Origin of the sequence: Undibacterium pigrum (assembly GCF_003201815.1) — a bacterium.
GTDB lineage: Bacteria > Pseudomonadota > Gammaproteobacteria > Burkholderiales > Burkholderiaceae_D > Undibacterium > Undibacterium pigrum.
This window is the reverse complement of sequence record NZ_QJKB01000002.1, coordinates 441,505-464,455: the sequence shown is the minus strand read 5'-3', so window position 1 is coordinate 464,455 and position 22,951 is coordinate 441,505. Positions and strand designations below refer to the sequence as shown.

At 51.5% G+C, this 22,951-nt stretch carries 17 protein-coding genes and 15 tRNA genes; 24 read left to right on the top strand and 8 right to left on the bottom strand.

What is annotated here, in order from left to right; translation table 11 throughout:
• The first annotated feature begins 12 nt into the window (after positions 1-12).
• The 20 genes from DFR42_RS09070 (at position 13) to DFR42_RS08970 (ending at position 7,485) form a co-directional block, all read left to right on the top strand.
• Positions 13-597, top strand: a complete 585-nt coding sequence (locus DFR42_RS09070) for a sigma-70 family RNA polymerase sigma factor (RefSeq protein ID WP_245936896.1) — start codon at positions 13-15, stop codon at positions 595-597.
• A complete protein-coding gene (locus DFR42_RS09065) occupies positions 594-1,871 on the top strand; it encodes a hypothetical protein (RefSeq protein WP_110254637.1) in 1,278 nt (425 codons plus the stop codon). The genes DFR42_RS09070 and DFR42_RS09065 overlap by 4 nt, the downstream gene beginning before the upstream one ends.
• Positions 1,872-2,206: 335 nt before the next feature.
• A complete protein-coding gene (locus tag DFR42_RS09060) occupies positions 2,207-2,470 on the top strand; it encodes a hypothetical protein (protein WP_110254636.1) in 264 nt (87 codons plus the stop codon).
• A gap of 266 nt (positions 2,471-2,736) precedes the next feature.
• Positions 2,737-2,810: transfer RNA gene (locus DFR42_RS09055), tRNA-Gly, on the top strand.
• Positions 2,811-2,862: 52 nt separating this feature from the next.
• Positions 2,863-2,936: transfer RNA gene (locus tag DFR42_RS09050), tRNA-Glu, on the top strand.
• A 16-nt stretch (positions 2,937-2,952) separates the two neighbouring features.
• Positions 2,953-3,037: transfer RNA gene (locus DFR42_RS09045), tRNA-Tyr, on the top strand.
• Positions 3,038-3,351: 314 nt separating this feature from the next.
• A tRNA-Ala gene (locus DFR42_RS09040) sits at positions 3,352-3,427 on the top strand.
• 76 nt (positions 3,428-3,503) lie between these two features.
• Positions 3,504-3,577: transfer RNA gene (locus tag DFR42_RS09035), tRNA-Lys, on the top strand.
• Positions 3,578-3,664: 87 nt separating this feature from the next.
• Positions 3,665-3,740: transfer RNA gene (locus DFR42_RS09030), tRNA-Asn, on the top strand.
• A gap of 4 nt (positions 3,741-3,744) precedes the next feature.
• Positions 3,745-3,819 (top strand) — tRNA-Ile (locus tag DFR42_RS09025).
• A gap of 10 nt (positions 3,820-3,829) precedes the next feature.
• A tRNA-Ile gene (locus tag DFR42_RS09020) sits at positions 3,830-3,906 on the top strand.
• A 41-nt stretch (positions 3,907-3,947) separates the two neighbouring features.
• Positions 3,948-4,023, top strand: a tRNA-Trp gene (locus DFR42_RS09015).
• 10 nt (positions 4,024-4,033) lie between these two features.
• A tRNA-Arg gene (locus tag DFR42_RS09010) sits at positions 4,034-4,109 on the top strand.
• 77 nt (positions 4,110-4,186) lie between these two features.
• Positions 4,187-4,275: transfer RNA gene (locus DFR42_RS09005), tRNA-Ser, on the top strand.
• A gap of 6 nt (positions 4,276-4,281) precedes the next feature.
• Positions 4,282-4,356, top strand: a tRNA-Asp gene (locus DFR42_RS09000).
• A gap of 5 nt (positions 4,357-4,361) precedes the next feature.
• A tRNA-Thr gene (locus DFR42_RS08995) sits at positions 4,362-4,438 on the top strand.
• Between the two features lie 243 nt (positions 4,439-4,681).
• Positions 4,682-4,769, top strand: a tRNA-Ser gene (locus tag DFR42_RS08990).
• Positions 4,770-5,231: 462 nt separating this feature from the next.
• Positions 5,232-5,307: transfer RNA gene (locus DFR42_RS08980), tRNA-Met, on the top strand.
• 89 nt (positions 5,308-5,396) lie between these two features.
• On the top strand, positions 5,397-6,425 hold the full coding sequence (locus DFR42_RS08975) for an RNA ligase (ATP) (protein ID WP_110254634.1): 1,029 nt from the start codon (positions 5,397-5,399) through the stop codon (positions 6,423-6,425).
• Positions 6,426-6,432: 7 nt separating this feature from the next.
• On the top strand, positions 6,433-7,485 hold the full coding sequence (locus DFR42_RS08970) for a hypothetical protein (protein WP_110254633.1): 1,053 nt from the start codon (positions 6,433-6,435) through the stop codon (positions 7,483-7,485).
• Positions 7,486-7,510: 25 nt separating this feature from the next.
• On the opposite strand, the gene DFR42_RS29735 is transcribed toward DFR42_RS08970, so the two are convergent.
• Entirely contained in the window at positions 7,511-8,866 is a 1,356-nt protein-coding gene (locus tag DFR42_RS29735) for a hypothetical protein (RefSeq protein ID WP_245936895.1), read from the bottom strand.
• 138 nt (positions 8,867-9,004) lie between these two features.
• Between DFR42_RS29735 and DFR42_RS08960 the strand changes: the two genes are divergently transcribed.
• The 4 genes from DFR42_RS08960 to DFR42_RS08945 all read left to right on the top strand — a co-directional run bounded on the left by DFR42_RS08960 (position 9,005) and on the right by DFR42_RS08945 (position 14,172).
• A complete protein-coding gene (locus DFR42_RS08960; RefSeq protein WP_110254632.1) occupies positions 9,005-9,823 on the top strand; it encodes a nucleotidyltransferase domain-containing protein in 819 nt (272 codons plus the stop codon).
• A gap of 81 nt (positions 9,824-9,904) precedes the next feature.
• Positions 9,905-10,924 (top strand): LLM class flavin-dependent oxidoreductase, encoded by a 1,020-nt coding sequence (locus DFR42_RS08955; protein WP_110254631.1) that lies wholly within the window; start codon positions 9,905-9,907, stop codon positions 10,922-10,924.
• 93 nt (positions 10,925-11,017) lie between these two features.
• A complete protein-coding gene (locus DFR42_RS08950) occupies positions 11,018-12,571 on the top strand; it encodes a S41 family peptidase (RefSeq protein WP_110254630.1) in 1,554 nt (517 codons plus the stop codon).
• 71 nt (positions 12,572-12,642) lie between these two features.
• Positions 12,643-14,172, top strand: coding sequence for a S41 family peptidase (locus DFR42_RS08945; protein ID WP_110254629.1), 1,530 nt, complete (start codon positions 12,643-12,645; stop codon positions 14,170-14,172).
• A gap of 225 nt (positions 14,173-14,397) precedes the next feature.
• Here DFR42_RS08945 and DFR42_RS08940 read toward each other — a convergent pair whose 3' ends face one another.
• The 7 genes from DFR42_RS08940 to DFR42_RS08910 all read right to left on the bottom strand — a co-directional run bounded on the left by DFR42_RS08940 (position 14,398) and on the right by DFR42_RS08910 (position 22,862).
• Positions 14,398-17,637 carry an efflux RND transporter permease subunit gene (locus tag DFR42_RS08940; RefSeq protein ID WP_110254628.1) on the bottom strand — a complete coding sequence of 1,080 codons (3,240 nt, stop codon included), beginning with the start codon at positions 17,635-17,637 and terminating at the stop codon, positions 14,398-14,400.
• A 2-nt stretch (positions 17,638-17,639) separates the two neighbouring features.
• A complete protein-coding gene (locus DFR42_RS08935) occupies positions 17,640-18,824 on the bottom strand; it encodes an efflux RND transporter periplasmic adaptor subunit (RefSeq protein ID WP_110254994.1) in 1,185 nt (394 codons plus the stop codon).
• 272 nt (positions 18,825-19,096) lie between these two features.
• Positions 19,097-19,870 (bottom strand): LytR/AlgR family response regulator transcription factor, encoded by a 774-nt coding sequence (locus DFR42_RS08930; protein ID WP_110254627.1) that lies wholly within the window; start codon positions 19,868-19,870, stop codon positions 19,097-19,099.
• Between the two features lie 10 nt (positions 19,871-19,880).
• A complete protein-coding gene (locus tag DFR42_RS08925; protein WP_110254626.1) occupies positions 19,881-21,041 on the bottom strand; it encodes a sensor histidine kinase in 1,161 nt (386 codons plus the stop codon).
• Between the two features lie 102 nt (positions 21,042-21,143).
• Entirely contained in the window at positions 21,144-22,103 is a 960-nt protein-coding gene (locus DFR42_RS08920; RefSeq protein WP_170133461.1) for a M23 family metallopeptidase, read from the bottom strand.
• A 46-nt stretch (positions 22,104-22,149) separates the two neighbouring features.
• A complete protein-coding gene (locus tag DFR42_RS08915) occupies positions 22,150-22,350 on the bottom strand; it encodes a hypothetical protein (RefSeq protein ID WP_110254624.1) in 201 nt (66 codons plus the stop codon).
• A gap of 26 nt (positions 22,351-22,376) precedes the next feature.
• A complete protein-coding gene (locus DFR42_RS08910) occupies positions 22,377-22,862 on the bottom strand; it encodes a low molecular weight protein-tyrosine-phosphatase (protein ID WP_110254623.1) in 486 nt (161 codons plus the stop codon).
• Positions 22,863-22,951 lie beyond the last annotated feature (89 nt).

Sequence of the window (22,951 nt, the reverse complement as noted above, 5' to 3'; positions counted from 1 at the left end):
AAACTAGGAGACATGCTACCCCAACCTGACAACGATGAAGCTTTGATGCTGCTTTACTGCGAAGGCGACTTGCTCGCTTTCAAGGAACTGTATCAGCGGCATAGTCATGGTTTGTACCGCTTTATCAGTTGGCGTTCACCGCGCCGTGAATGGGTGGATGAAATTGTGCAGGACAGTTGGGCTGCCCTGCATACGGCAAGGGCCAGCTACACACCCTTGTCCGGTTTTCGCACTTATCTATACCAGATTGCCCGCAACCGCCTGATTGACTTATTGCGACAAAAAGAAAGCCAGCTCGTCCAGGATCATGACGACACTGAATCAAATGGCACTGCCAATATCGCCCATGATGGTTTGTCACCGGAAGCAGCGCTGGACAAGAAGCAGCAAAACGACAGACTGCATGCTGCCATACGCACTTTACCGAATGACCAGAAAGAAGCACTGGTCTTGCAGCAGTTCAATGGACTCGGCCTGGAAGAAATTGCCCAGGTGACTGCAGTGCCAGTGGAGACTGTCAAAAGCAGATTACGCTATGCGATGCAAAAACTACGCTCCCAATTGCATAGCCAGACGAAGCAAGGTGAGCCAGCATGAGTGATAAAAACATCAAGGATAGCAACATCGACATGGATTTGGCAGATGCCGAATTCGACGCTTTTTTACAAGGCGGGGATGAACTCGCACTCTTGCTGCAAGACCTGCCACAAGACACACCATCAGCTGAACTGGACGCTGCCATCATGGCGGATGCTGCAGCGGCGCTGACGGCTACAAGTAGCAAGCCTGCAGTTGCGCCTGTAACTGATGCTGTCATTGCACCAGTGATTGAGCCTAGGGCTGATAGCATGCTTGCTGCTGCCAATGACGCACAAAATCCTGAAGCATCGCGCCATCGCCCTTCTTTCTTGTGGCGCTGGAAAACGCCTCTTGGTCTGGCCGCCAGTGTCATGCTTGCGGTTCCGCTATTCTTTTCACATCAAGAGCATGAAGCAGAAATTGAAGCTGCAAATACTGGCCCGGCACCGGAAAAAATCTTTTACCCGCGGGAAGTAAAGAATAAGGAAATAGTCCCGGTTCCGGCAGTGGCCGAAATGGCGCAGGCAGCACCTATGCCACAGCGGCAGCCTGACACAGAGCGAAAAATTGCTGCGAAAGATGTTGCAACAGAATCCAGTGTGAAGTCTGAGCGCAGGGCCGACGTAGAAATGAAACCAGCTCCCGTCATTGTTGCGGATACAGCTGCCAAGCCTGTTCTCGCTGCACCACCAATGCCGGTGGTAGCCTCGCCTGCGCCTGTAGTGATTGCTGAAGCACCGCCACCAGCACCAAAAGCAGCAGCCGCAGTCATTGCCAACGAGAAGATGCCTGAGGTAGTGCGTGCCGCTGAAGCAGAGCGCGCAAGGAATACAGACTCGTTTAAAGTCGCTGCCAGGGAAGAAGCGCCAAGACACCTTGCCAAGGTGGCGGAAGCGGAAGGCCGCCTGCAAACTGCCACCCCACCTGTGATGGCAAGGAGTGCCGCAGCTCCTGCTGCTCCTGCTCCTGCTGCCGCCCCTGCTGCTGCTCCCGTTTATGCTACGGCCCCTGCTCCCAGAGCAACAATGGACAGCATGGTGGCAGACAAGAAACTCGATGTGCAAGGCAATAGTCCGGCTCGCGTTATTGTTCCCCTCCCGCTTCAATCCCTGGCGCCTTTGCCACCGGCCCCACTGCCAGATGCTCCTGACTGGCTGGCAAAAATAGAAAAGCTGCTCAAGGAAAAACAACACCAGGAAGCACTGGAAGAATGGAAAAAATTCCGCACGACTTATCCAAATTTTGTCGTCGATAAATCTTTGCAAAAGCAAATCGACGTTCTGCAAAAATAAAAAATATCAGTGGCAAGGCCTTTGCCATTGAGGCTTAAACAAACAGATTTGCGATTCATTTCGCTCATTTGCAAAAATAAATAAGTACAAATACGAAACCAGTTTGGCGCTCACATCCTGCATCAACACCTGATGTGAGTGTTCTTTTTTTCATAGTGTAAACAGGGCTTAAGGCAGGCTTTTTCAAGTGCATGGGAAATCAGATAGTTTTCACCTGTTGCACAAAAATATCAATTAATTGAATAAATTCGTCATGCCATGCTTGTTTTTATAAAAAAGCTGTGGCAAGATACGTACATCAACAAAGCAACACCAACAAACATTTAGGAAAAATCGTGAAAACAACTTTGATACAAGAACTGATACAAAACTTGCGCAAGACAGCGCGGGCTTTGGCGTCGGTTGCCAAAGTTGAAGCTGCAGCGAATGGCACATGGAATAAGGATGAAGCCTCGTATCGCATGAGTACAGCCACACGCACAACTAAAGATACAGATAGTCAAATGTCCAATGATGTCAGCCCAATTAATTTTGCGGCGACATGGTTTAGTAACACAAGCATTCGAGGGGAAACCCTGAAGGTCACAGGCGGCAGTTAAAGCTACCCAAGACCCTAGCGCTGAAAAGCCCGGATGCCCTGAAAAGCTCTGGGCTTTTTGATTTTTTGGTTTTGATTTTTTATTTTAGATTTTTTGGTTTGCATAAAACACTTGATGCAAACCACCGCAGTCAAACCCGCCAACGCGGTCGTGACCGGACAACACCGGATCATGGAAGCTCTTTAACAATTTGGGAAGTTCAAACAGTTTTATCCCAAGGGCAGGAACATCTGCTTTTGGGGTAAAGCTGAAAATTAATACTAGATGCGGGTGTAGCTCAAAGGTAGAGCTGAAGCCTTCCAAGCTTAAGATAAGGGTTCAATTCCCTTCTCCCGCTCCATCATGAAAGTGACTTTATAAGTACTTACTATTGCCGAGGTTATTTTCATGATGTCTTTGTCGTCTAATGGTAGGACAGCTGATTTTCGTTCAGCTAATAGCGGTTCGATTCCGCTCAAAGACTCCAGTATTAACAGTTTTACGGATGGTTGCCCGAACGGTAAGGGGTGCGGCTGTAACCCGCAAGCACGCTAGACGTAGGTGGTTCAATTCCATCACCATCCACCATTTTGTGTCTCAAGCTAAACAGGTGAAAGCGCCGTTTTGAAGAATCGGAGAGCGTGGACAGAACTCATCTCCTCAACGGGAGTGAGATGCGTTTGTATCATAACGTGGGCTGGCAAGGCGGACGAGGCAGTCAATAGCGGTGCTATTGATAACGAGTCCAACGCAGTCCAGCACGCGTTATGAGACAAACCCTTCGGGAACTGACGATTTGGGCGCATTGAGGAGATGAGTTCTAGCTACCACGGGGACGCACCATTTTATACGCAGTAAATAACATGTCATTTCAAGCCATGCGCAATTGCTTTACAGATTACGGGGGTGTAGCTCAGTTGGGAGAGCGCCTGCTTTGCATGCAGTATGTCGTCGGTTCGATTCCGTCCACCTCCACCATTTTCTTATCTCAACACAGGAGTAAATCATGAAACGAAAGACCAGGCATCGTCAGATGCCACACTTCACCATCACGCGGGATGTAGCTCAAAGGTAGAGCATTCGGCTTTTAACCGAACGGCGAGAGTTCGATTCTCTCTATCCCGACCAGCAAGAATACCGATTAAAGCGTAGTCGTTTTAACCGATATTTTTTGAGCGCATTTCTTCAACAGCGAGAGATGCATTTTAGTTTAATTCCCCGATAGCTCAGCAGGCAGAGCGGCGTACTGTTAATGCGCATGTCCCTGGTTCGAATCCAGGTCGAGGAGCCATAATGTCCCTTTAGCTCAGTGGGAGAGCAACCGGCTCATAACCGGTGGGTCGCTGGTTCAAAACCAGCAAGGGGCACCATATTATCTTTACTTGCATAGCTCAATTGGTCAGAGCGTTGCCTTGATAAGGCAGAGGCTGGTGGTTCAACTCCATCTGCAAGTACCAGTTTTTATATGCATTTCATCAGCATGAAATGCATAGCCATTATCTCAGTAGCTCAATTGGCAGAGTCGCGGTCTCCAAAACCGAAGGTTGCAGGTTCAAGTCCTGCCTGGGATGCCAAACATTTTTTCTCGCCTTAGCTCAGTTGGAAGAGCGCAACAATACGAATGTTGAGGCCGCAGGTTCGACCCCTGCAGGCGGGTCCAGTTTTACCGTGTGATCATGTGATCCTCACTACCTCACCAGTGGGATGTGCTGACGCACATGCGCGGTATTTTTTGAAGGAAGATTCGCATAATGGTATTGCACCGGATTGCTAATCCGGAGGGTTTTCACGAGCCTGTGTGCGTTCGAGTCGCACATCTTCCGCCAGTTTTTGCCTCATTAACTCAATGGTAGAGTGCCCGCCTGTCTAGTGGGTTGCCAGCGGTTCGATTCCGCTATGGGGCGCCATTTTTGCCGGTTTAGCTCAGTCTGGTAGAGCAACTGATTTGTAATCAGTGGGTCGCGGGTTCAAATCCTGCAGCCGGCACCAGTTTTGCCCTATTAACTCAATGGTAGAGTCCCCGCCTCTTGTGGACTGTCACAGTAAAATCGGAGTGCCTGCCATGTGCGCGACGATCATGCCAGCGTTGCAAATGCTCGCGATAGCACCACTATCGCTGCGCTTTGCGCCTTGCCCTGACGCGTCGGGCACATGTCCTTCACTCTCGATTTCACTGTGACAGTCCACACGCGGGTTGCCAGCGGTTCGATTCCGCTATAGGGCGCCATCTATGGAAGCGTGGCAGAGTGGTCTATTGCAACTGTCTTGAAAACAGTAGGCCCGATGGGGCCCGTGAGTTCGAATCTCACCGCTTCCTCCATTTTGTAAGTAGCATCGCATGATTCATGTTCATGGGGCAGTCTCCAGATAGGTTACGCTTCATATCGCTTCATGCCTCAGGGAATATTCTGATGCACTTCAGGCCACCAGACATTTCGAAAGTTTATCTGTCCGGTGGCACATATAATTACGTGTCAGTAGCTCAAAGGATAGAGCCCCGGTCTTCTACACCGACTGTTGCAGGTTATAGTGGACTGTAACAGTGAAAAGCGAAGTGCCTGCCATGCGCGCGCCGACCATGGCGGCGTTGCAAATACTCGCGATAGCCCCGCTATCGCTGTGTTTTGCGCCTTGCCCTGGTTCGCCGGGCGCATGTCCTTCACTTTCGCTTTCACTATTACAGTCCACTGATCCCGCCTGAAGCACCATCTTTGATCGCCACACACAGACCCGTCTCGGCCTTGCCGATTCGTGGCGATCATTCCTCCATTCCTTGACCATACGAGATTTAGCTCAGTTGGCAGAGCATTCGCTTCATATGCGAGCGGTCGCTGGTTCAAATCCAGCAATCTCGACCACTATCCTACATTTCCCGATCTCCCTTCGCTCTATTCAAATACAATTGCTGTCGTCTTAAATGCGCATACAAAAATAAAAAGGAATCCCCATGAGAAAATTAGTCACTATCAGAACCGTCAGCAATATCAGACCCATCCCTGATGCAGATGCCATAGAATGCGCCAGCGTGGATGGCTGGTCCGTGGTCGTCAAGAAAAATGAATTCCAGGTAGGCGATGCCTGTGTCTATTTTGAGATAGATTCCTTTTTGCCTTTGAGCGATGCACGCTTTGCATTTCTTGAAAAAAACAAAATCATCTGGAATGAAAAAAACGGAATAAGGCTGCGCACGATCAAACTGCGTGGCCAGATTTCACAGGGCATGATACTGCCGCTGAATCAGTTTCCAGAATTGATTGAACTTACTGATGATGGCAACGCAGATTTTAGCCAGGTACTGGGTATAGAAAAATGGGAACCAGCCATTCCAGCCTCACTGTCTGGTGAAGTGGAAGGCGCTTTTCCTGAATATATACGCAAGACGGATCAGGAGCGTATCCAGAATCTGACTGAAGTCTTGAGCACTCAGGCACAGGAAGAATTTGAAGTCACCATCAAGCTTGATGGTTCCAGCATGACGGTCTTTCACAATGCAGGCGTCTCTGGTGTATGCGGCAGGAACTGGTGGATCAGGGAATCTGAAGCCAATAGCCTGTGGCGCGTGGCAAAGCAAAATCAGATGCTGACTGCACTGACTGCCTTTGGCCGTAATCTGGCCCTGCAAGGTGAGATCATCGGCGAGGGCATACAGGGCAACCCTGAGAAAATGCGTGGTCAGGATTTTTATCTGTTCGATATTTTTGATATTGATGCCAGCAGATATCTGGGCAGAGCTGAGCGTCAGGAAGTATTGGCCGCACTGCGTGCCCTGGGTGCTACTGTGCATGAAGTGCCCTGGCTGGAAAACATGACACTGGAACGCTTTGCTGGCGATGTAAGTAAAGTGCTTGATTATGCTGAGGGTGGCTCACTGAACCCGGCAACAGCCAGGGAAGGTGTGGTCTTCAAGCGTCTGGATGGTAGCATGTCGTTCAAGGCTATTTCAAACACATATTTGCTGAAACACGGAGACAGGTAGAAAGATCATGGGTGGAAATGCATTAAAAGCTGGATCAGTTCGTTTGCCAGCTGCACGATATCGCGAGGTGGAACATCATGCGGTGACTATATTGCAACAGCATTTCCCGCAACGCCGGATAGAGGCGGTCATGGCTTATGCTGACAAGGCTGATTTTGGTGATCTTGATATCCTGATCGAAGCTGACAATGATTATAATTCAAGGCAATTTGCTGATGCACTGCAGGCGACAGAAGTTGTCGCCAATGGTGATGTCACCAGTATAGGCCTGGCGGTAGCAGAAGGTGTATTCCAGCTTGATCTGATCAGGACAGAATACGACTCATTTGATTTTGCTTCACGCTATTTTGGCTTGAATGATTTTGGTAATCTGATAGGCCGTATCGCGCATAAATTTGGGGCCAAGTTTGGTCATCTGGGCTTGCTGTATCCCATGCGCGACCCGGACAATAAAGATCATCTGATTGCCGAATTGTGCATTACACGGGATTTTGGTGCAGCCTTGGATTTGCTGGGTTACGATGCGCTGCTGTATGAGGATATGCGGGCGACAGGGCAGTTCAAGGCCCTGGAAGATATCTTCCTCTATGTTGTTTCTTCACCCTATGTCAACCGTGAAATCTATCTGCTGGATAACCGTAACCACAAGGCCAGGATACGCGACGCCAAGCGGGCGACTTACAATGCTTTCTTGTTGTGGCTGGATGAACAGGATGTGATTCAACTGCCAGCCTATGCATGGGCAGAAAGTGGCACGCCTGCACGACTAGAGCAAAAACAGGCATTTCTGGAAATGGCTTTCGCCCGTTTCCCGGATTTCAAATTGGCGCATGAGCAGGCGCTAGAAAAATACGCCCGAAGAAAACAGGTGAAGCAGCAATTCAATGGCGCCCTGGTTGCTGAAGTTACCGGTTTGTCTGGTAAAGAGCTGGGTGAATTGATGGCGCAGATACGCAATTCATTCGCGGATGAAACCAGCTTTGAAAACTTCTTTCTTGATACCGATGCTGAAGCAATCAAAGCCAGGTTCTTGCAGGAAGCGGCAGCACTCTCATCATGAACTTCCCAAATAGTGCTGCCTGCAACTAAGGTGTAACCAGCCCGTCCATGCGCACCACTTCAAAGCTGCTGCCTTTGACACTGCCAAGTTCTGACACCAGTTTATCGTTATTCCAGCGTGCATCTGGTGCGCCGCTGATGTACCAGTTGGAGCCATTGTCGGCCACAAGCATGCCGTAGGTTTTCATGGCTTGCAGGATGGCCTTGGTTTCGCTGGAAAAATTAGCCGGTATCTGGTAACTGGCTTTCAGGCGCACGCGCATGCCCATGGGGGGCAGGATATTGCTGGTGTTGGATGATGCCCAGTGTGTCGCTGGTGGCACATAGGCACGACGTGTACGGCTGACGGTAAAGCGCAAGGCATGGCGTATGACACCGCTGGCAGCTTCTTCATAACGTACCAGACCAGGGAAGATGGGCAGGCCTGCGGCATCGGCACTGGTCCAGCCTGGTTTGCCACCGGGCCTGACTGTATTGGAAGTCAGGTCGAATATGGCACCGCCACTGACCTTCCAGCTACCGCCTGCTTGTGGATAGGCATTACCAACTTCATACAGGCGGTTGGCATCGCGGTCTATGACCAGCACATGACGGTCACCATCAAAGCTGCTGCCATTGGCTTTTTGCCCTTCTATCGGTGCATTGGCTGGCAGGGGGTAAGGGCCGGGTTCGCTTTCATCGCCATAGTCGGTAAATTGCACACTGACTTTGGGCTGGCTGCCAGCGACGACCACATAGGGTATGCCTATCGGCGCGCCGTCATACAGGCCTGCACCAAAATCCGGATGCAGGCCTGTACCCAGGCCTATGCTGCTGATCAGTGCGTCGGACGCAGGATCGACAGGCGCAGCCGAGATATCGGTATTCCAGGCGTTATTGGCAGGGAAAGGCAGGCTGCCATTCAAATTCGCACCAGCACCCAGGTCAGCCTTGCGCAAGTCGCCATAAACTGCATTGCCTGCAGTACTACCGGTGCCTGCGCTGTTTACAGTCACTGTGACCGTAGCACTGGTATTGCAGGCTGTACTGCAGGCAGAATTGCTGGCGGTCAGTGTATAAGTCGTGGTTGCAGCCGGATTGACGGCAAGGCTGTTGCCGGTAACAGCAGCACCATTCAGCGTCAGGCTGGTGGCACCGGTGACTGTCCAGCTCAGTTGCGTACTTGACCCGGCATTAATGCTGGCAGGATTAGCGCTAAAGCTATTGATGACTGGCGCTGTTGCATTCGTGGTTCCTGTGGTGCTGCCACTACCTGTGGTAGTTGTCGTCGTTGTGCCAATCGTTCCTGTGTTGCCAGGTGCAGAACCGCCGCCACCGCCACACGCAACCAGGGTCAGTATCAATGCGAGGGCAGGCAGTTTTGGCAGGGAATGTGGTGGCATGGTTTTATTCTTGGCATACAGCATGGGAAATCAGACTAGTCTTGAAATCCTGAGCCGACAATACGAATTGCATTTCCTTACAAATTATCAGACTGAAAACATGTATCATTTTTTGCAAAATCATTATCAAAGATCACCATGAACACGACTACCCTGCCACTGGAAGAACAAGAGCATCCCATAGACCCGGCGATACGCGGAGAGATCAATGCGACCCTGCAACGTATAGAAGAGATGCATGACGTCAAAGTCTTGTTTGCCTGCGAATCAGGCAGCCGTGGCTGGGGCTTTGCATCACCAGACAGTGACTATGATGTGCGCTTTATCTATGCCAACAAGCTCGATTGGTATCTGACTGTCTTCCCTGGCCGTGATGTCATCGAATTGCCTGTCAATGAAATCTATGATGTCAGCGGCTGGGACTTGCGCAAGGCTCTGGGCTTGCTGCGCAATGGCAATGCGACGCTGATAGAGTGGTTGTCTTCACCGGTAGTGTATGCGGCAGACACTGTCTTTTTGCAAGCCCTGCAAGCGGCCTCGCGCGAAGTACACAGACCGGAAAGGGCTTACTACCATTACCTGCACATGGCCAGTAAAAACTATCGCGAGCACTTGCAGGGTGAAATGGTCAAGCTGAAAAAATACCTGTATGTATTGCGCCCTCTGCTGGCTTGTCTGTGGATAGAACAAGACCTGGGTCCTGTGCCCATGCGTTTTCAGGACATGGTGGATGCGACTATAGAAGATCATGAATTGCTGGCAGCCATCACCGAATTACTGGTCATCAAACGCCGTGCCAAGGAATCAGAATTATCGGTGCCCATGCCTGTCATCAACCGTTTTATCGAGAGCCAGTTGCAGAGACTCGACAGTGTCAGAACCAATAGCACGGGTGACATGGATTTCTCGGTACTGGACAGGTTGCTGTTTGATACAGTTATGAAAAAGCCTGCTTAAAAAGCAAGGAATCAGGGCCTGCAAACAGAAATCTGCGATTTCAACCATAATGGTTTTCTCTACATTTGAAATTGCAGGCTCATGTCTTCTTCATACCCTTTATCCATACTCGACCTGTCACCGATTGCCGAAGGCAGTGATGCTGCGCAATCTTTCCGCAATTCCCTCAGCCTGGCCCAGCATGGCGAGGGCTGGGGCTATCAGCGTTACTGGCTGGCAGAACACCACGGCATGCCAGGCATTGCCAGTGCGGCCACTGCTGTCCTGATAGGCCATATTGCCGGTGGCACCAAAAGCATACGCGTAGGGGCTGGCGGCATCATGTTGCCAAATCATTCGCCACTCGTCATCGCTGAACAATTTGGCACGCTGGAATCGCTCTATCCTGGCCGCATAGACCTCGGTCTGGGGCGTGCACCGGGCTCAGACCAGCGCACTGCGCGTGCGCTGCGCCGCAATCTCTCCAGCGATGCAGATGAGTTCCCACAGGATGTGAATGAACTGATGGATTACCTCAGCGAAGACTCTCAGCAGGCAGTGCGTGCTGTGCCCGGGCATGGTTTGAAAGTGCCGATCTGGATTTTGGGTTCCAGCCTGTTTGGTGCACAACTGGCGGCAGCCATGGGCTTGCCATATGCCTTTGCCTCGCATTTCGCACCCCAGCAAATGATGCAGGCGATAGAAATTTACCGCGCCACCTTCCGCCCATCGACGCAATTGGCTAAACCTTATGTCATGCTTGGGTTTAATGTATTTGCGGCTGATACGGATGATGAAGCCTATTACCTGGCCAGCTCGGCCCAGCAGGCATTCATCAATTTGCGCAGTGGCCGCCCGGCAAAGCTGCCTTTGCCAGTCGCCAATTTCTTGCAGAATATCGGCCCGCAAGAGCATGCCTTGCTGGAGCAGGTCTTATCATGCTCGGCCATCGGTGCACCGGATACTGTTACGGAGAAAATGCAGGCCTTCATAGAATATACCGGCGCTGATGAATTGATGATCACGGCACAAATCCACAATCATGCTGCGCGCCTGCATTCTTATGAAATTGCGGCACAGGCAGGTGCCGCTCTTAAACTGGCTCCAAAAAATATGATTTGATTATTTTTTAAAACGGCAAAAGTAATCTGAGAGAACTTTTGCCGTTTCTTGTTTGTCCTGAGATACACTTATGTTTTGGGGACAAACAAGAACATGAAAAATTTCGCGCATCGTTTTTCTTTTACCGCAGTCGTCACATTATTTAGCCTTGCTGGCCTGGCTGTTCCAGCTGCAACAGTCAGTGCGCAAAGTAATTTACCAACGACACCGGCAGCCTGGTCAGAAACATTTAAAAAAGATCTGCAGCTGGCTTATCAGGAAACCCTGGAAAATCATCCGGGCACACATGATCCCCATAATCCGGATTTTCGCAAAAACCTCGATACGGCACGCAGCAATGCACTGGCCCTTGCGGACAAGGTAAAAGATGCCGCAGGCTATCAGGCTGCATTCAATCGCTTCAATGTCAGCTTGCATGATGGTCATGCAGGTGCGCAGGCAAAGCTGCCTCCGTCTCTGACGCCACCGGCACGCTGGCCAGGGTTTATCACGGTCTGGCGTGGCGATGCGCTATATGTCTATGCCTCTGAAACAGCGCAGCCTGCTGTCGGGGCCAGGCTAGTCAGTTGTGATGGCAAGCCTGCCAAAGAACTCATCATGGAAAATGTTTTTTCCTTCAAGGGCCGCAGTGATGAGGCAGGGCACTGGTGGTATCTGGCCAGACAGGCCCTGATCGATTACGGCAATCCTTTTGTACAAGTGCCCACACAATGCGTGTTCAGCCATCAAGGCAAGACACTGACACATACGCTCAACTGGCAAGCTGCCAATGACAATTTCGAAACCTGGCGCTTACGTTCCTACAATGGGGAAACGCTGCCCACGGGTTTGACAGAGCCAAGAAAAAACCTGCTGTGGGTCGCTATGCCCAGCTTTCAGCCCAATCAGGCAGAGCGCGATACCCTCAATAAAATGACTAAGGAAATTACTGAGCATCGCGAACGTGCCTTGCATGCAGATGCCATCGTCATTGATTTGCGCGACAACGAGGGTGGCGCTTCAGAATGGAGCCGCAAATTTGCCAGTGCCTTGTGGGGCAAGGAAAGAGTGAATCGCCTGATGCAGGCCTACTCACCCAATACCGATGTCTGGTGGCGCGCCTCCAGAGATAACACCCGCTATGTACAAGAGCTGATAAAGCAATTTAAAAGTGAGAACCGGGAAGACAGTGCGGCCTGGGCGCAGCGACATGCCAAAGGCATGCAGGCAGCGCTGGACAAAGGTGAATATTTTTATGTTGAGTCATCTGGCTTCAAGCCTGAAGCCAAAGCAACTGCCACCACAGGCAGCTTGCCAGCAGACCCGGTCAGCCTGACAACGCCGGTGTATGTCATCGTCCCAGGTCAATGCGCCAGCGCCTGTCTGGACGCGCTGGATATCTTCACACGCTTTGATAATACCAAACTCATAGGCGCGCCCAGCTCTGCAGATTCCAGCTATATGGAAGTCAGAGGCAAGACCGTGCCATCGGGGCTGGCGCTGGTGACTATTCCCAACAAGGTATACGTCAACCGTACCAGGGCTGCCGGCCAGATTTATTTACCCGCCATCACGGTGAATGATGTAGCCTGGTCCATCAATAATTTTCTGGCGGTAGTGGAAAACGATCTTAACACTTCTGCCTCAAAAAAATCTTCAGGAAAATAATTAGTCAGCTGAACCAATCAATCTTTGGATATGTCTGTACCTTCATACAAAATCAATGGAGATAGCAGACAATGAAAAAACCTTCTTTACGCTTCAAATACAGCGTATTAATGACAGCACTCACCACTGCAGCATATTGCAGTGGTGCGCCTGCTCAGACTAGCAGCCCGAATTTGCCAGATACGGCAGCAGCCTGGGCCAAGGCCAGCAGGCAGGATATCAATGAAGCGTATCAAGTCACACTGGATAATCATCCGGGTACCTATGACAGGCAAAATCCCGGCTTTAAAAAACACCTGGATCAGGCACGCGACAATGCGCTAGCACTTGCCGACCAGGTCAAAGATGCCGCAACTTATTCTGCTGTCCTGAATCGCTTCAATGTCAGCATACATGATGGTCATGCTGGTGCCAGGACGACCTTCCCTGCATCAACTGCTCCAGCTGCACGCTGGCCTGGCTTCATCACTGTCTGGCGTGACAAGGGCTTGTATGTGTATGCCGCCGAAGCTGGCAAACCGGATGCAGGTTCTGAAGTCATCAGTTGTGATGGCAAGCCTGCCAAACAGCTCATAGCAGACAATGTATTTTCTTTTAAGGGCCGTAGTGAAGAAGCTGGCCACTGGTGGGTATATAGCGGTGAGCTGTTTGTCGACAAGAGCAATCCTTTCATCACTTTGCCCAAGGCATGCCAATTTGCGTATCAGGGGAAGACCACTACGCACGCCCTGCAATGGCAAGACCAGAACCAGGTATTTTTTAACTGGGCAAAATCAGCCTACGCTGGGGAGAAATTAGCACTTGGTATCAGCGAACCCAGAAAAAATTTATTGTGGTTTGCCATGCCCACCTTCCAGCCCAATGCTGAAGAAAGAAAGACCTATGAAGACATGACGCAAGACATTCTGGAGCACCGTGAACGGGCCTTGAATGCAGACGCCATCGTCATCGACTTGCGGCATAACCAGGGTGGCTCATCTGCATGGAGCAGGAGATTTGCGGAAGCATTGTGGGGCAAGGACAGGGTGAGCCGGCAAATGAATGCCTATTTTGCCAATACAGAAACCTGGTGGCGCGCTTCACAGGGTAATACCCGGTTCATACTGGACATCGCAGAAAAATTTCGCCAGGAAAATCGCAATGACATGGCTGCCTGGGCAAAACAGCATGGTGAAAATATGCAGGCTGCACTGGAGAAAAAAGAACTTTTCTATGTGCAGCAAACCGCGCGTGCCACAGACAAGCTGGCCAAACCTGTTGCTGATCTGCCGACTGATCCACAAAAGCTGAAAACGCCAGTATATGTCATCGTGGCGGGAGATTGTGCCAGCGCCTGCCTGGATGCATTGGATGTCTTTACACGCTTTGACAATACCACACTGATAGGTGCACCCAGCGCAGCTGATTCTACTTATATGGAAGTCAGGATGAACCCTCTGTCATCGGGCCTGGCCAGCGCCGTCATTCCCAACAAGGTGTATGTCAACCGGCCAAGGTTAGCTGGTCAGGTTTACCAACCAGCTATCGTAGCGACCGATCTGGTATGGTCTGTCAGCAGTTTCCAGAAAATTGTGGAGAACGACCTGGTCAAACGCAAGTAAGTCCTTGCTTTGCGCTGGCAGCCTGTAGCCTGCAGACAAAATCTGCAGGCTTTTTTATTGAATGTTCTGATTGCCCATAAAAAAAAGCCTGCGCACACCTCGTTGCGCAGGCTGTCAAAATTGCTGACCAGAGAACAATGGGTCTTATCAGCAAGAGGGAAGCGTTACTACTACAATTCTTTACTATTCTTAGCTATGTTTGTTCAGATTTCTCTGCCATATTCTTCAGGCATTTTCAGCCTTGATATTCAATGCTGCATGCGATCTACGGTTTCGACCAGTGACGATGCCAAAAAGTTTCATCACCATGCGATAAATAAATCGCACACACAGCAAGGTAAATATGGCTTCCAGCATGGTCATGCAAAATGCGATCAGAGGATTGCGTACTTCCATACGTCTGCGCATTTTTGCCATCATGCGGTCACGTGATATTTCTATGCTGTCATAGAAAGTTGGCACAACCAGCAAGGTCAGAATCGTCGATGTAATGGTGCCACCGATAATTGCAATCGCCAGAGGGCGATAGAACTCACCACCCTCACCCAGGCCCAGCGCCACTGGCAACATACCTGCAATCAATGCAAAGGTGGTCATCAGGATAGGGCGCAGACGTACACGGCCTGCATGCATCAATGCCTCTTCACGGTCATAGCCTTCGGCCTCTTGCTTGCGAGCTGCATCAAGCAAGAGAATCGCATTCTTTGCAACAAGGCCCATGAGCATGATGATGCCGATAAAGCTCATCAGGTTCAGGGTACTACCTGTTACCAGCAAGGACAGTACGACACCTATCAATGACAGCGGCAAGGACAGCATGACCGCCAGCGGAGCCGTGAAGGAGCCGAACTGTATCACAAGTATCAGATACATCAAACCTATGCCGGACAAAAGTGCGATCAGCATGGCACCAAATACTTCTTGCTGATCCTGACCGGAACCACCGAGTGACAAACCATAGCCAGGCGGATAATCAAAAGACTTGGCCAGCTTCATGGCATCATCAATCACTTCACCATTCGAACGTCCCTGAGCATTGGCAGATACGGTAATCGTGCGTTTGCCATTGGCATGTTCAATACCTGATGGCCCCTTGCCCATGGTGATGGTGGCGATCTGATCGAGAGGCACCATCTGGCTGGTACCAGAGACTGCGATAGGCAGACGCTCTATGTTTTCCTTGCTGACGCGGTCATCAGGATGCAGGCGCACTGCCACATCACGGGTCTCGCCAGTCGGGTCTACCCAGTCACCCACCTCGATACCGGCAAAGGCAACACGCAAGGCCTGTGCAGCATCATTGGAAGAAATACCCATGGAATTGGCGAGGCCACGATTGAGTTCTATCTTCAGTTCCTTTTTCGGATCTTGCTCAGACAAACCGACGTCGACCGCACCTGGCACCTGGCGTAATTTGTCCATGTAGGCACTGGTAATTTCCAGCAGCTTGCGTGAATCCGGGCCGGTGAATTCTATCTGTACCGGTTTTTGTGCGCCATTGTTAAGGTCATCCAGCACCACATATTCAGCACCAACCAGTACACGAACTTTTTCACGCAATTCTGCTGCGATTTCCTTGGCACCGCGCTTGCGTTCTGTACGCTTGCCGATATCGACATAAATACGGCCACCGGCAGGGGTGATATTGCTATTGGTTTCCTTGGTTTCTGGCAGGGTGCGGGCGATTTCTGCAGCCCTTTCCATTTTCAGGCGTGCATATTCCAGTGAAGAAGAAGCCGGTGTGCGCACAGTGATCATCAGGTTGCCAGAGTCTGAAGCCGGCAAGAAGCTGGTGCCACCCCATTTGACTTGCACACCCAATGCTACCACCAGGCTCACCATGGCAATCGCGCCCATGGAACGACGGTGATGCAGAGCCCAGGCAATCACATTGCCGTAACGGTCAGACTGATGATCAAACCAGTCATTGAAACGTGCCAGTACCTTGCTGATACCTTTCTTGGGCGCAGTATGATGATCTGGTGGGTCACCCCAGTATGCTGACAGCATAGGGTCAAGCGTGAACGAGATACCCAGGCTGACCAGTACCGAGCAAGCTACGGTCAAGGCAAAAGGACGGAACCATTCACCCGGCATGCCAGGCATGAAGGCCACAGGAATAAATACTGCAATGATGGAGAAGGTGGTTGCGGCTACAGCCAGACCAATTTCTGCCGTACCTTCGAGTGCAGCAGTGCGACGGTCTGAGCCATTTTGCATATGGCGCACGATGTTTTCCCGCACTACGATCGCATCATCAATCAGCACACCAATCGCCAGCGACAGGCCCAGCAGGGTCATGAAGTTAAGCGTGAAACCACACAGCCAAACTGCAATGAAAGCCGCAATCACCGAGGTGGGTAAACTCAGAGCAGTGATCAGGGTGGAACGCCAGGAATTCAAGAAGGCATATACCACGAAGATGGTCAGGCCAGCGCCCAGTACCAGGGATTCAATCACATTATTGAGGCTGCGTTGTGCATCCTTGCCGCCATCACGGGTGACTTCCAGCTTGGTGCCCGGCTGTGTTTTCTCAAGTTCCTTATTGATCTCTTCCACTTTATCATTGACAGCTTTTGCGACGCTGACGGTACTGGCATCACGGGCACGGGTGACAAAGATACCGACATTCGGCTTGCCACTACGTATGCTGAGACCATCCTTATCTGCAAAACTGTCTTCTATGGTCGCTACTTGCGACAGGCGAACGATCCGGTCGCCAGTACGCTTGACAACAATGGACTGGAATTCTTCTGGAGATTCTATGCGGCCCACCAGACGTATACTCTCTTCATCCAGCGTACCGCGTATCTTGCCTACCGGGGCATTGGTATTCTGGTTGCGCAGGGCACTGACGACTTCACCAACCGAGACATTGAATTCACGCAGTTTTTCTGCACGCAACAGTACTGACAATTCACGTTTCAAGGAACCCGTCACCTCTACCGTCGCCACGCCAGGGATGCTGCGCAATTTGTCGGCCAGGGTATCTTCTGCCAGGCGTGAAATCTCGGCATGGCTCTGCTTGTTGGACGACAGGGCCATGTTGACGATGGGCTGTGAACCCGGGTCCCAGCGACGTATCATGGGTTCGCGCATTTCTGTCGGCATTTTATAGCGCAGGCCAGAGATGACATTGCGGACCTCATCCGAAGCCTCGATCATGTTTTTCTTGAAGCTGAAACGCATATCGAAGCGGCCACTGTTTTCTGATGCCGTGGCCCAGACTTCCTGCACACCAGCCACTGCCTGCAATGATTTTTCCAGGCGATTGATGATTTCGCGTTCTACCGTATCCGGTGAAGCACCAGGATAAGTAATAATCACCGACAAGCCCGGCACTTCGACGTCAGGGTTCTGGTTGACGCGCAGTTTGCTGAGTGCCAGCAAACCCAAAGCCATGAGGGCGACGATCAGAACGATGGTCGCAGTCGGCTTTTTGATACTGAAGTCAGATAAAAACATGCTTATTTTCCTTGCGCTGGAGTCGCATCAGCCACTGCCACTTTGGCAGCAGCCAGTTCTATGTTCTGACCATCCTTGAAACTGGAGCTGGGGCTGCGCATGACGACATCACCTGCTGCCAGACCACTGCGGATTTCATAATTACCTGTACGCTGGTCGCGTTTGCCGATTTGCAGGTCAACCTTGCTCAGGGTCTTGCCTGCAACTTTCCATGCATAAGTCTTGTCACCAGATTTGATGACCGCTGCTTCTGGCAGCATCAGGGCACTGACCATCGCTGCTTCTATATTGCCTTCTGCATACAGGCCGGATACACGCGGCTGATTGCTGTCGGCAAAGGCCACCAGCACTTCTACCTGGCGGGTAACATCATTGGCGGCCGGGTCTACCCGGGTGACCTTGCCACGGAATTCCTGTCCAGCGTAACCATTGATACGGAAACCCACAGGCTGGCCCACCTTGACCAGGGCGATCTTGTCGGTAGATACACGACCAGCAAAGCGCATGCTGGTCGGGTCTATGACCTTGACCAGTTCCTTGCCTATGGCAGCAGTATCACCAGCCGATACCTTGCGTTCACTGACAACGCCATCAAACGGGGCGCGCACGACGGTACGCTGCAATTGCTGGCGGGCCACCACGGCGCGTGCTCTGGAAGCAGACAATTCACTCTGGGCGCTGTTGCGGCGTACTTCAGCATCATCAAGGGCCTGCAGGGAAGTCATGCCTGAGGCACGCAAGGTTTTCAGGCGTTGCAGTGCACGGTCAGACTGGTCCAGCGCCAGGGCAGCATTGCGGGCTGCGTCTTCGGCAGAGTTGAGATTGTCACGGATAGAGGTTTCATCGAGCTTGACGAGGACATCGCCACGTTTGACGACATCACCATTCTCTTTCAATACTTGTAAAACCACTGCCCCCACTTCGGCGCGCAAGTCTGCCTTGCGCTCTGGCTGTATCGAGCCAGTCACTACCGGGCCGGATGCCAGGGCATTGCTTTGTACTGTCAACACGTCTTCAGGCGCGATCACCAGCTTGACGGGAGCCTTGTCTTTCTTGTCTTTGGCATCACCCTTGTCTGCTGTAGCGCTGGCACTGGAGCTGGCACTGGCTTTTTCTGTGGCTTTGTCTTTGCTGCAGGCTGCCAGGGCAGAAGCAATGGCAAGAACAAGTAGAGTTTTACGTAACATGATGGTCCCTGTCGCTATTGGTTTGGGGAAATTGGATGAGGAAGTATTCCCTATAGTCTTGTCCAGTTCAATCACCCAGGTTTTGAAGTGCACTTTTTTATGGATGAAATGCTGATTTGGCGGATTGAAATGCAAACAGACTTGCTTGTATTACGGGAATTCAGACCCAAATAGCGGTGCTAAGTTCAGGAAGACGCTGAAATTTTTTGCACCGCCATTGTTTGCGTATTGTTTGCATAGGCTAACATTTGGTATGCCTGCTGCCATTAAGCTCAGACCGGGTTGAGTAATAATTGACGGACAATCTCGACATAATTCTTGCTGACAGGTACCTCTGCACCATTCCGCAGGCTTAATTGATAACCGCCATTTCCCAGCACCTGCAAATGAGCAGGCTGGTCTGCCCTGACGATGACGCTTCTGTGTACCCGCACAAATTGCCTGGGGTCGAGATATTCTTCCAGCTTGCTTAAAGCTACCCTGTGCAAGACTACGCGCCTGTCCAGATGTAACTCTACATAATTGCCCGCCGCCCCCATCCAGTAGACCTCAGAGAGCAAAATACTTTCCATTTCGCCAATAGACCTGACCGTCACCTGTCGCGGGTAAGTTGCTTGCAGGCCTGAGGCCAGGCAGGCTGCCAGGGCCTGGCCATATGCAGGAGGGCGGGTCAGGTCCAGCATTTCCCTGGCTCTTGCCAGGGTTTTGGCAAAACGTTCTGCGTTGAAGGGCTTGAGCAGGTAATCCAGGGCATGCAAGTCAAAGGCATCAATCGCATGGGCATTGTAGGCGGTGACAAAGATGATGAGTGGCGGCTTGCCTTGTTCAAGCAGGTTTTGCACCAGTTCCAGACCTGACTCTTTGGGCATTTGTATATCAAGAAACACCACATCAACGGCATATTGCGCCAGGTATTCACGGGCAGTGGCAGCATTTTTCAGCTCGGCCAGCACTGTCCATTCAGGAAATTTGCTCAAGGCATAGCGCAAGGTGATGCGCGCATGTTCTTCATCATCGACGATGATGCTGCGGATAGTGGCTGTCATCCCGCGACTCTCATGCTTTTCTTGCCACCGGCATGCTGATCCTCACCTGAAAGCGACCAGCGCTGGTTTCTGTCTGCAAGGAGGCGGCATCGCCATAAGCCAGTTGCAGGCGCGCCTGGGTATTGCGCAAACCCAGTCCAACACCGGGATTGGCAGCAGCCTCCTCATGAAGGGGATTGCTGATGCGTATCAGCAAAGTCTGGGACTGGCACTCAAAATGGCAAAGGATGTCGCTGGCTTCTTCATGGCAATCCAGATCATGTCTCAGAGCGTTTTCTATCAGTGGCTGTAACAGCAGGGGTGGGCAATCGCAGGCGAGTACCTGCTCATCCACGCCCTCTATCGCAATATGCAGGCGTTCGCCATAGCGCAGACGCTGCAGCGCCAGATAATCCTGCACAAAGGCCAGTTCCTCAGAGAACCTGACCCAGTTCTTGTCTCCCGCCGCCAGGGCATAGCGCAATAACTCACTGAGGCCATGTATGCCATCCAGAGCCACATCCTTGCTGTCTGAAATCACCAGGGCGCTGATGGCATTGAGGGCATTGAACATGAAATGTGGTTCAAGCTGTGCGCGCAGGGCCAGGGATTTTTGTTGTTCCAGTTCCAGACGCAAGGCCAGAGCATCGGCCCTTTCCTGCGCCCAGGCCTGCCCACGCTCCTGGCTTTGCTGCCAGATCTTGATGGCGACCACGGCAAAATACACGGCACTGATGGAAGAAAGGCGTAGCAGGGCGGCCAGCTTGTCAAATACTTGCAGCTCAGCCTCGATCTGCCCCCAGTTGATATCATGCGGGCCATCCAGGGTGAACAACTTGCCTACATATAATAATTGCCCTGGCAAGACGATGAGCAGGAGCAAGACGTAACCAAGGGCAATATGACTGACGCGGCTGAAAAACCAGGGCCAACGCGTCAGCACATACATGAGAATATAGCTGAGCAAGGCCAGGGCAATTGCCGAGCGACCCCAGCTTAAAAAGATCAGCCAGAAATCTCCCTGGACCCCTGCCCGCAAATCATCGTTGAGGGAAGTCAGTGCACCTATCAGGCTGAGTGTGGTCCAGATGAATACATTCAGCAGCAATACCCTGATAGCCGCCTGCCAGGAAGCTGGCGCTGAAGGTGGCTTGATAGTAGTGACAGTAGGGTGTGTGCTGGCGGTATCCATGAATGCAGTATATCAGCGCCGCAGCCTGGAAATTTTTGCCTGCGGGATTTCCATCACTGCAAAAATGACTTTCATCACATAAGTTATGGAACAGGGAAAGGTTCAGGAACTAGACAGGCAACGTATCACGGCATCATCCACTGTCTTGCCTGCTGGCAGGCATTCACGCAGGGTTTTCCTGGGCTTGTTTTTGCTGGCATTGCTGAGCTTGATAGTCTGCTGGTCGGGGATGAGCCAGCTCTGGTAGCGTGGCGTAAACACGCCATCATGTTTATTGCTGAAGCGAAAAGGCAGGGAAATGATGGTACCGTTCTGGTTCACCTGTACATGGAAATGCAGGTGTGGCGTAGTGGAATAACCGCTATTACCAGACAGGCCAAGGACTTGTCCCGCATCCACACGCATGCCCGGCTGGACCTGGATGGCATGTTGCATGAGGTGGAAGTAATCTGCCCAGCTGCCGTCCTCATGCAAGATGCGGACATAATTGGCCTTGTCAAAAAATTCAGGTTCAGGTCTGCCATTGTCATTGAACTCACTGGCCACTTCGGCAACGATGCCTGCCCGTGCCGCAATCACTGTCGTCCCCATGGGCATATTGATATCCACCGCATAGCGCGTAGCAACTGTCTGGTGCGAAAACAGCGGGCCATCTGCAGACTGCAATATCTGGTATGGCTGGTCGGCCATGAAGGGGATGCGATAACTGACATTTTCATCATGTCGCGCCCCGGGGTCACCCTGGACATAATGCTTATGGTAATCAAAGGTATAGCCAAACTGCTGGTTGGCAGCCGAGACTTCAACCAGTTCCAGGCTTTGCCCGCTGGCCAGTTGTGCCTGTATAGGCCAAACCCGGCTGGAGGCCAAATTGCTGTAGCTGCTGAGTTGCAGTGTCACTGTCGCTGGCATGCGGCTATGATTGCTGGCCAGCACGGCATGAGAATAGGCTTTCTTGATGGTCTCTATGTTGACCTGCTCATTTGATGTCTGGCCGCTCGTATAGCCACCAGTCTGCGCCAGGCTGGCACAGCTGAAAAACAGCGTGGAACTTATTGGCATCAGAAAAAAAAGGCGGCTCAAAGACATGCTCAGGTCATAACTCCATTCAACACGCTGCACGCCAGATCGTACGGCCACCCACGTTCACGCTCTCAAGTTCACCTGCATTGCGCATATGCTCAAGTATGTCTGATATCACAGATAAAGGCAGTGCGTCACCTGGCCACCGTATCCAGAAATGCTGTATGCCCTCGGCAGTATCCGCACTTTGAGGACGGGCTTGCAAATAACTGCGTATGGAGTTCATAACAAACTCCTGGTCCCGGGCTTGCATCAGGTTTTCCCCTCATTCTGTATGGCGCGAACCAAGCCAGCGCTGGCGTCTTCAATATAATCCAGTACCAGGTCAAAGCCATCAGGGCCGCCATAATAAGGGTCGGGCACGATGTCGCTGTCACTATGGCTGGCATAGTCCATCATGAGTTTCAGTTTGTGCTGATAAGCAGGCGGGCAGGCAGCCTTCATCCTGGCCAGGTTTTCTTTGTCCATGGCCAGCAATAAATCAAATTTTTCAAAGTCGTCCGCGGCCAGCTTGCGCGCTCTTTGCTGCGACAAGTCTATGCCACGACGGGCGGCAAATTGCTGCGAGCGTGGGTCTGGCGCCTCGCCTATGTGATAAGCATGGGTTCCAGCCGAGTCTATATGCAAGTTCAGTTGCGCGGCCTCAGCATAGGTACGGAATACCCCTTCGGCACTGGGTGAACGGCAGATATTGCCCATGCAGACAAACAGGACTGCCCTGGTCGCGGCGTTTTTCATTAAAAAATCAACAATCCCTGATGGTAAAAATTCATTTAATCATGACATGCTAACACGCGGTTTTCAGGTCGGCAAAGCCAGATTCTGGC

Coding starts and splice junctions, on each gene's coding strand:
- DFR42_RS08920 (WP_170133461.1), bottom strand. CDS start 22,103: ATGCCAATAAGTTCCACGCTGTTTTTCAGCTGTGCCAGCCTGGCGCAG.
- DFR42_RS09065 (WP_110254637.1), top strand. CDS start 594: ATGAGTGATAAAAACATCAAGGATAGCAACATCGACATGGATTTGGCA.
- DFR42_RS08960 (WP_110254632.1), top strand. CDS start 9,005: ATGAACACGACTACCCTGCCACTGGAAGAACAAGAGCATCCCATAGAC.
- DFR42_RS08970 (WP_110254633.1), top strand. CDS start 6,433: ATGGGTGGAAATGCATTAAAAGCTGGATCAGTTCGTTTGCCAGCTGCA.
- DFR42_RS08955 (WP_110254631.1), top strand. CDS start 9,905: ATGTCTTCTTCATACCCTTTATCCATACTCGACCTGTCACCGATTGCC.
- DFR42_RS09070 (WP_245936896.1), top strand. CDS start 13: ATGCTACCCCAACCTGACAACGATGAAGCTTTGATGCTGCTTTACTGC.
- DFR42_RS08910 (WP_110254623.1), bottom strand. CDS start 22,862: ATGAAAAACGCCGCGACCAGGGCAGTCCTGTTTGTCTGCATGGGCAAT.
- DFR42_RS08925 (WP_110254626.1), bottom strand. CDS start 21,041: ATGGATACCGCCAGCACACACCCTACTGTCACTACTATCAAGCCACCT.
- DFR42_RS08935 (WP_110254994.1), bottom strand. CDS start 18,824: ATGTTACGTAAAACTCTACTTGTTCTTGCCATTGCTTCTGCCCTGGCA.
- DFR42_RS08930 (WP_110254627.1), bottom strand. CDS start 19,870: ATGACAGCCACTATCCGCAGCATCATCGTCGATGATGAAGAACATGCG.
- DFR42_RS08975 (WP_110254634.1), top strand. CDS start 5,397: ATGAGAAAATTAGTCACTATCAGAACCGTCAGCAATATCAGACCCATC.
- DFR42_RS08915 (WP_110254624.1), bottom strand. CDS start 22,350: ATGAACTCCATACGCAGTTATTTGCAAGCCCGTCCTCAAAGTGCGGAT.
- DFR42_RS29735 (WP_245936895.1), bottom strand. CDS start 8,866: ATGCCACCACATTCCCTGCCAAAACTGCCTGCCCTCGCATTGATACTG.
- DFR42_RS08950 (WP_110254630.1), top strand. CDS start 11,018: ATGAAAAATTTCGCGCATCGTTTTTCTTTTACCGCAGTCGTCACATTA.
- DFR42_RS08945 (WP_110254629.1), top strand. CDS start 12,643: ATGAAAAAACCTTCTTTACGCTTCAAATACAGCGTATTAATGACAGCA.
- DFR42_RS08940 (WP_110254628.1), bottom strand. CDS start 17,637: ATGTTTTTATCTGACTTCAGTATCAAAAAGCCGACTGCGACCATCGTT.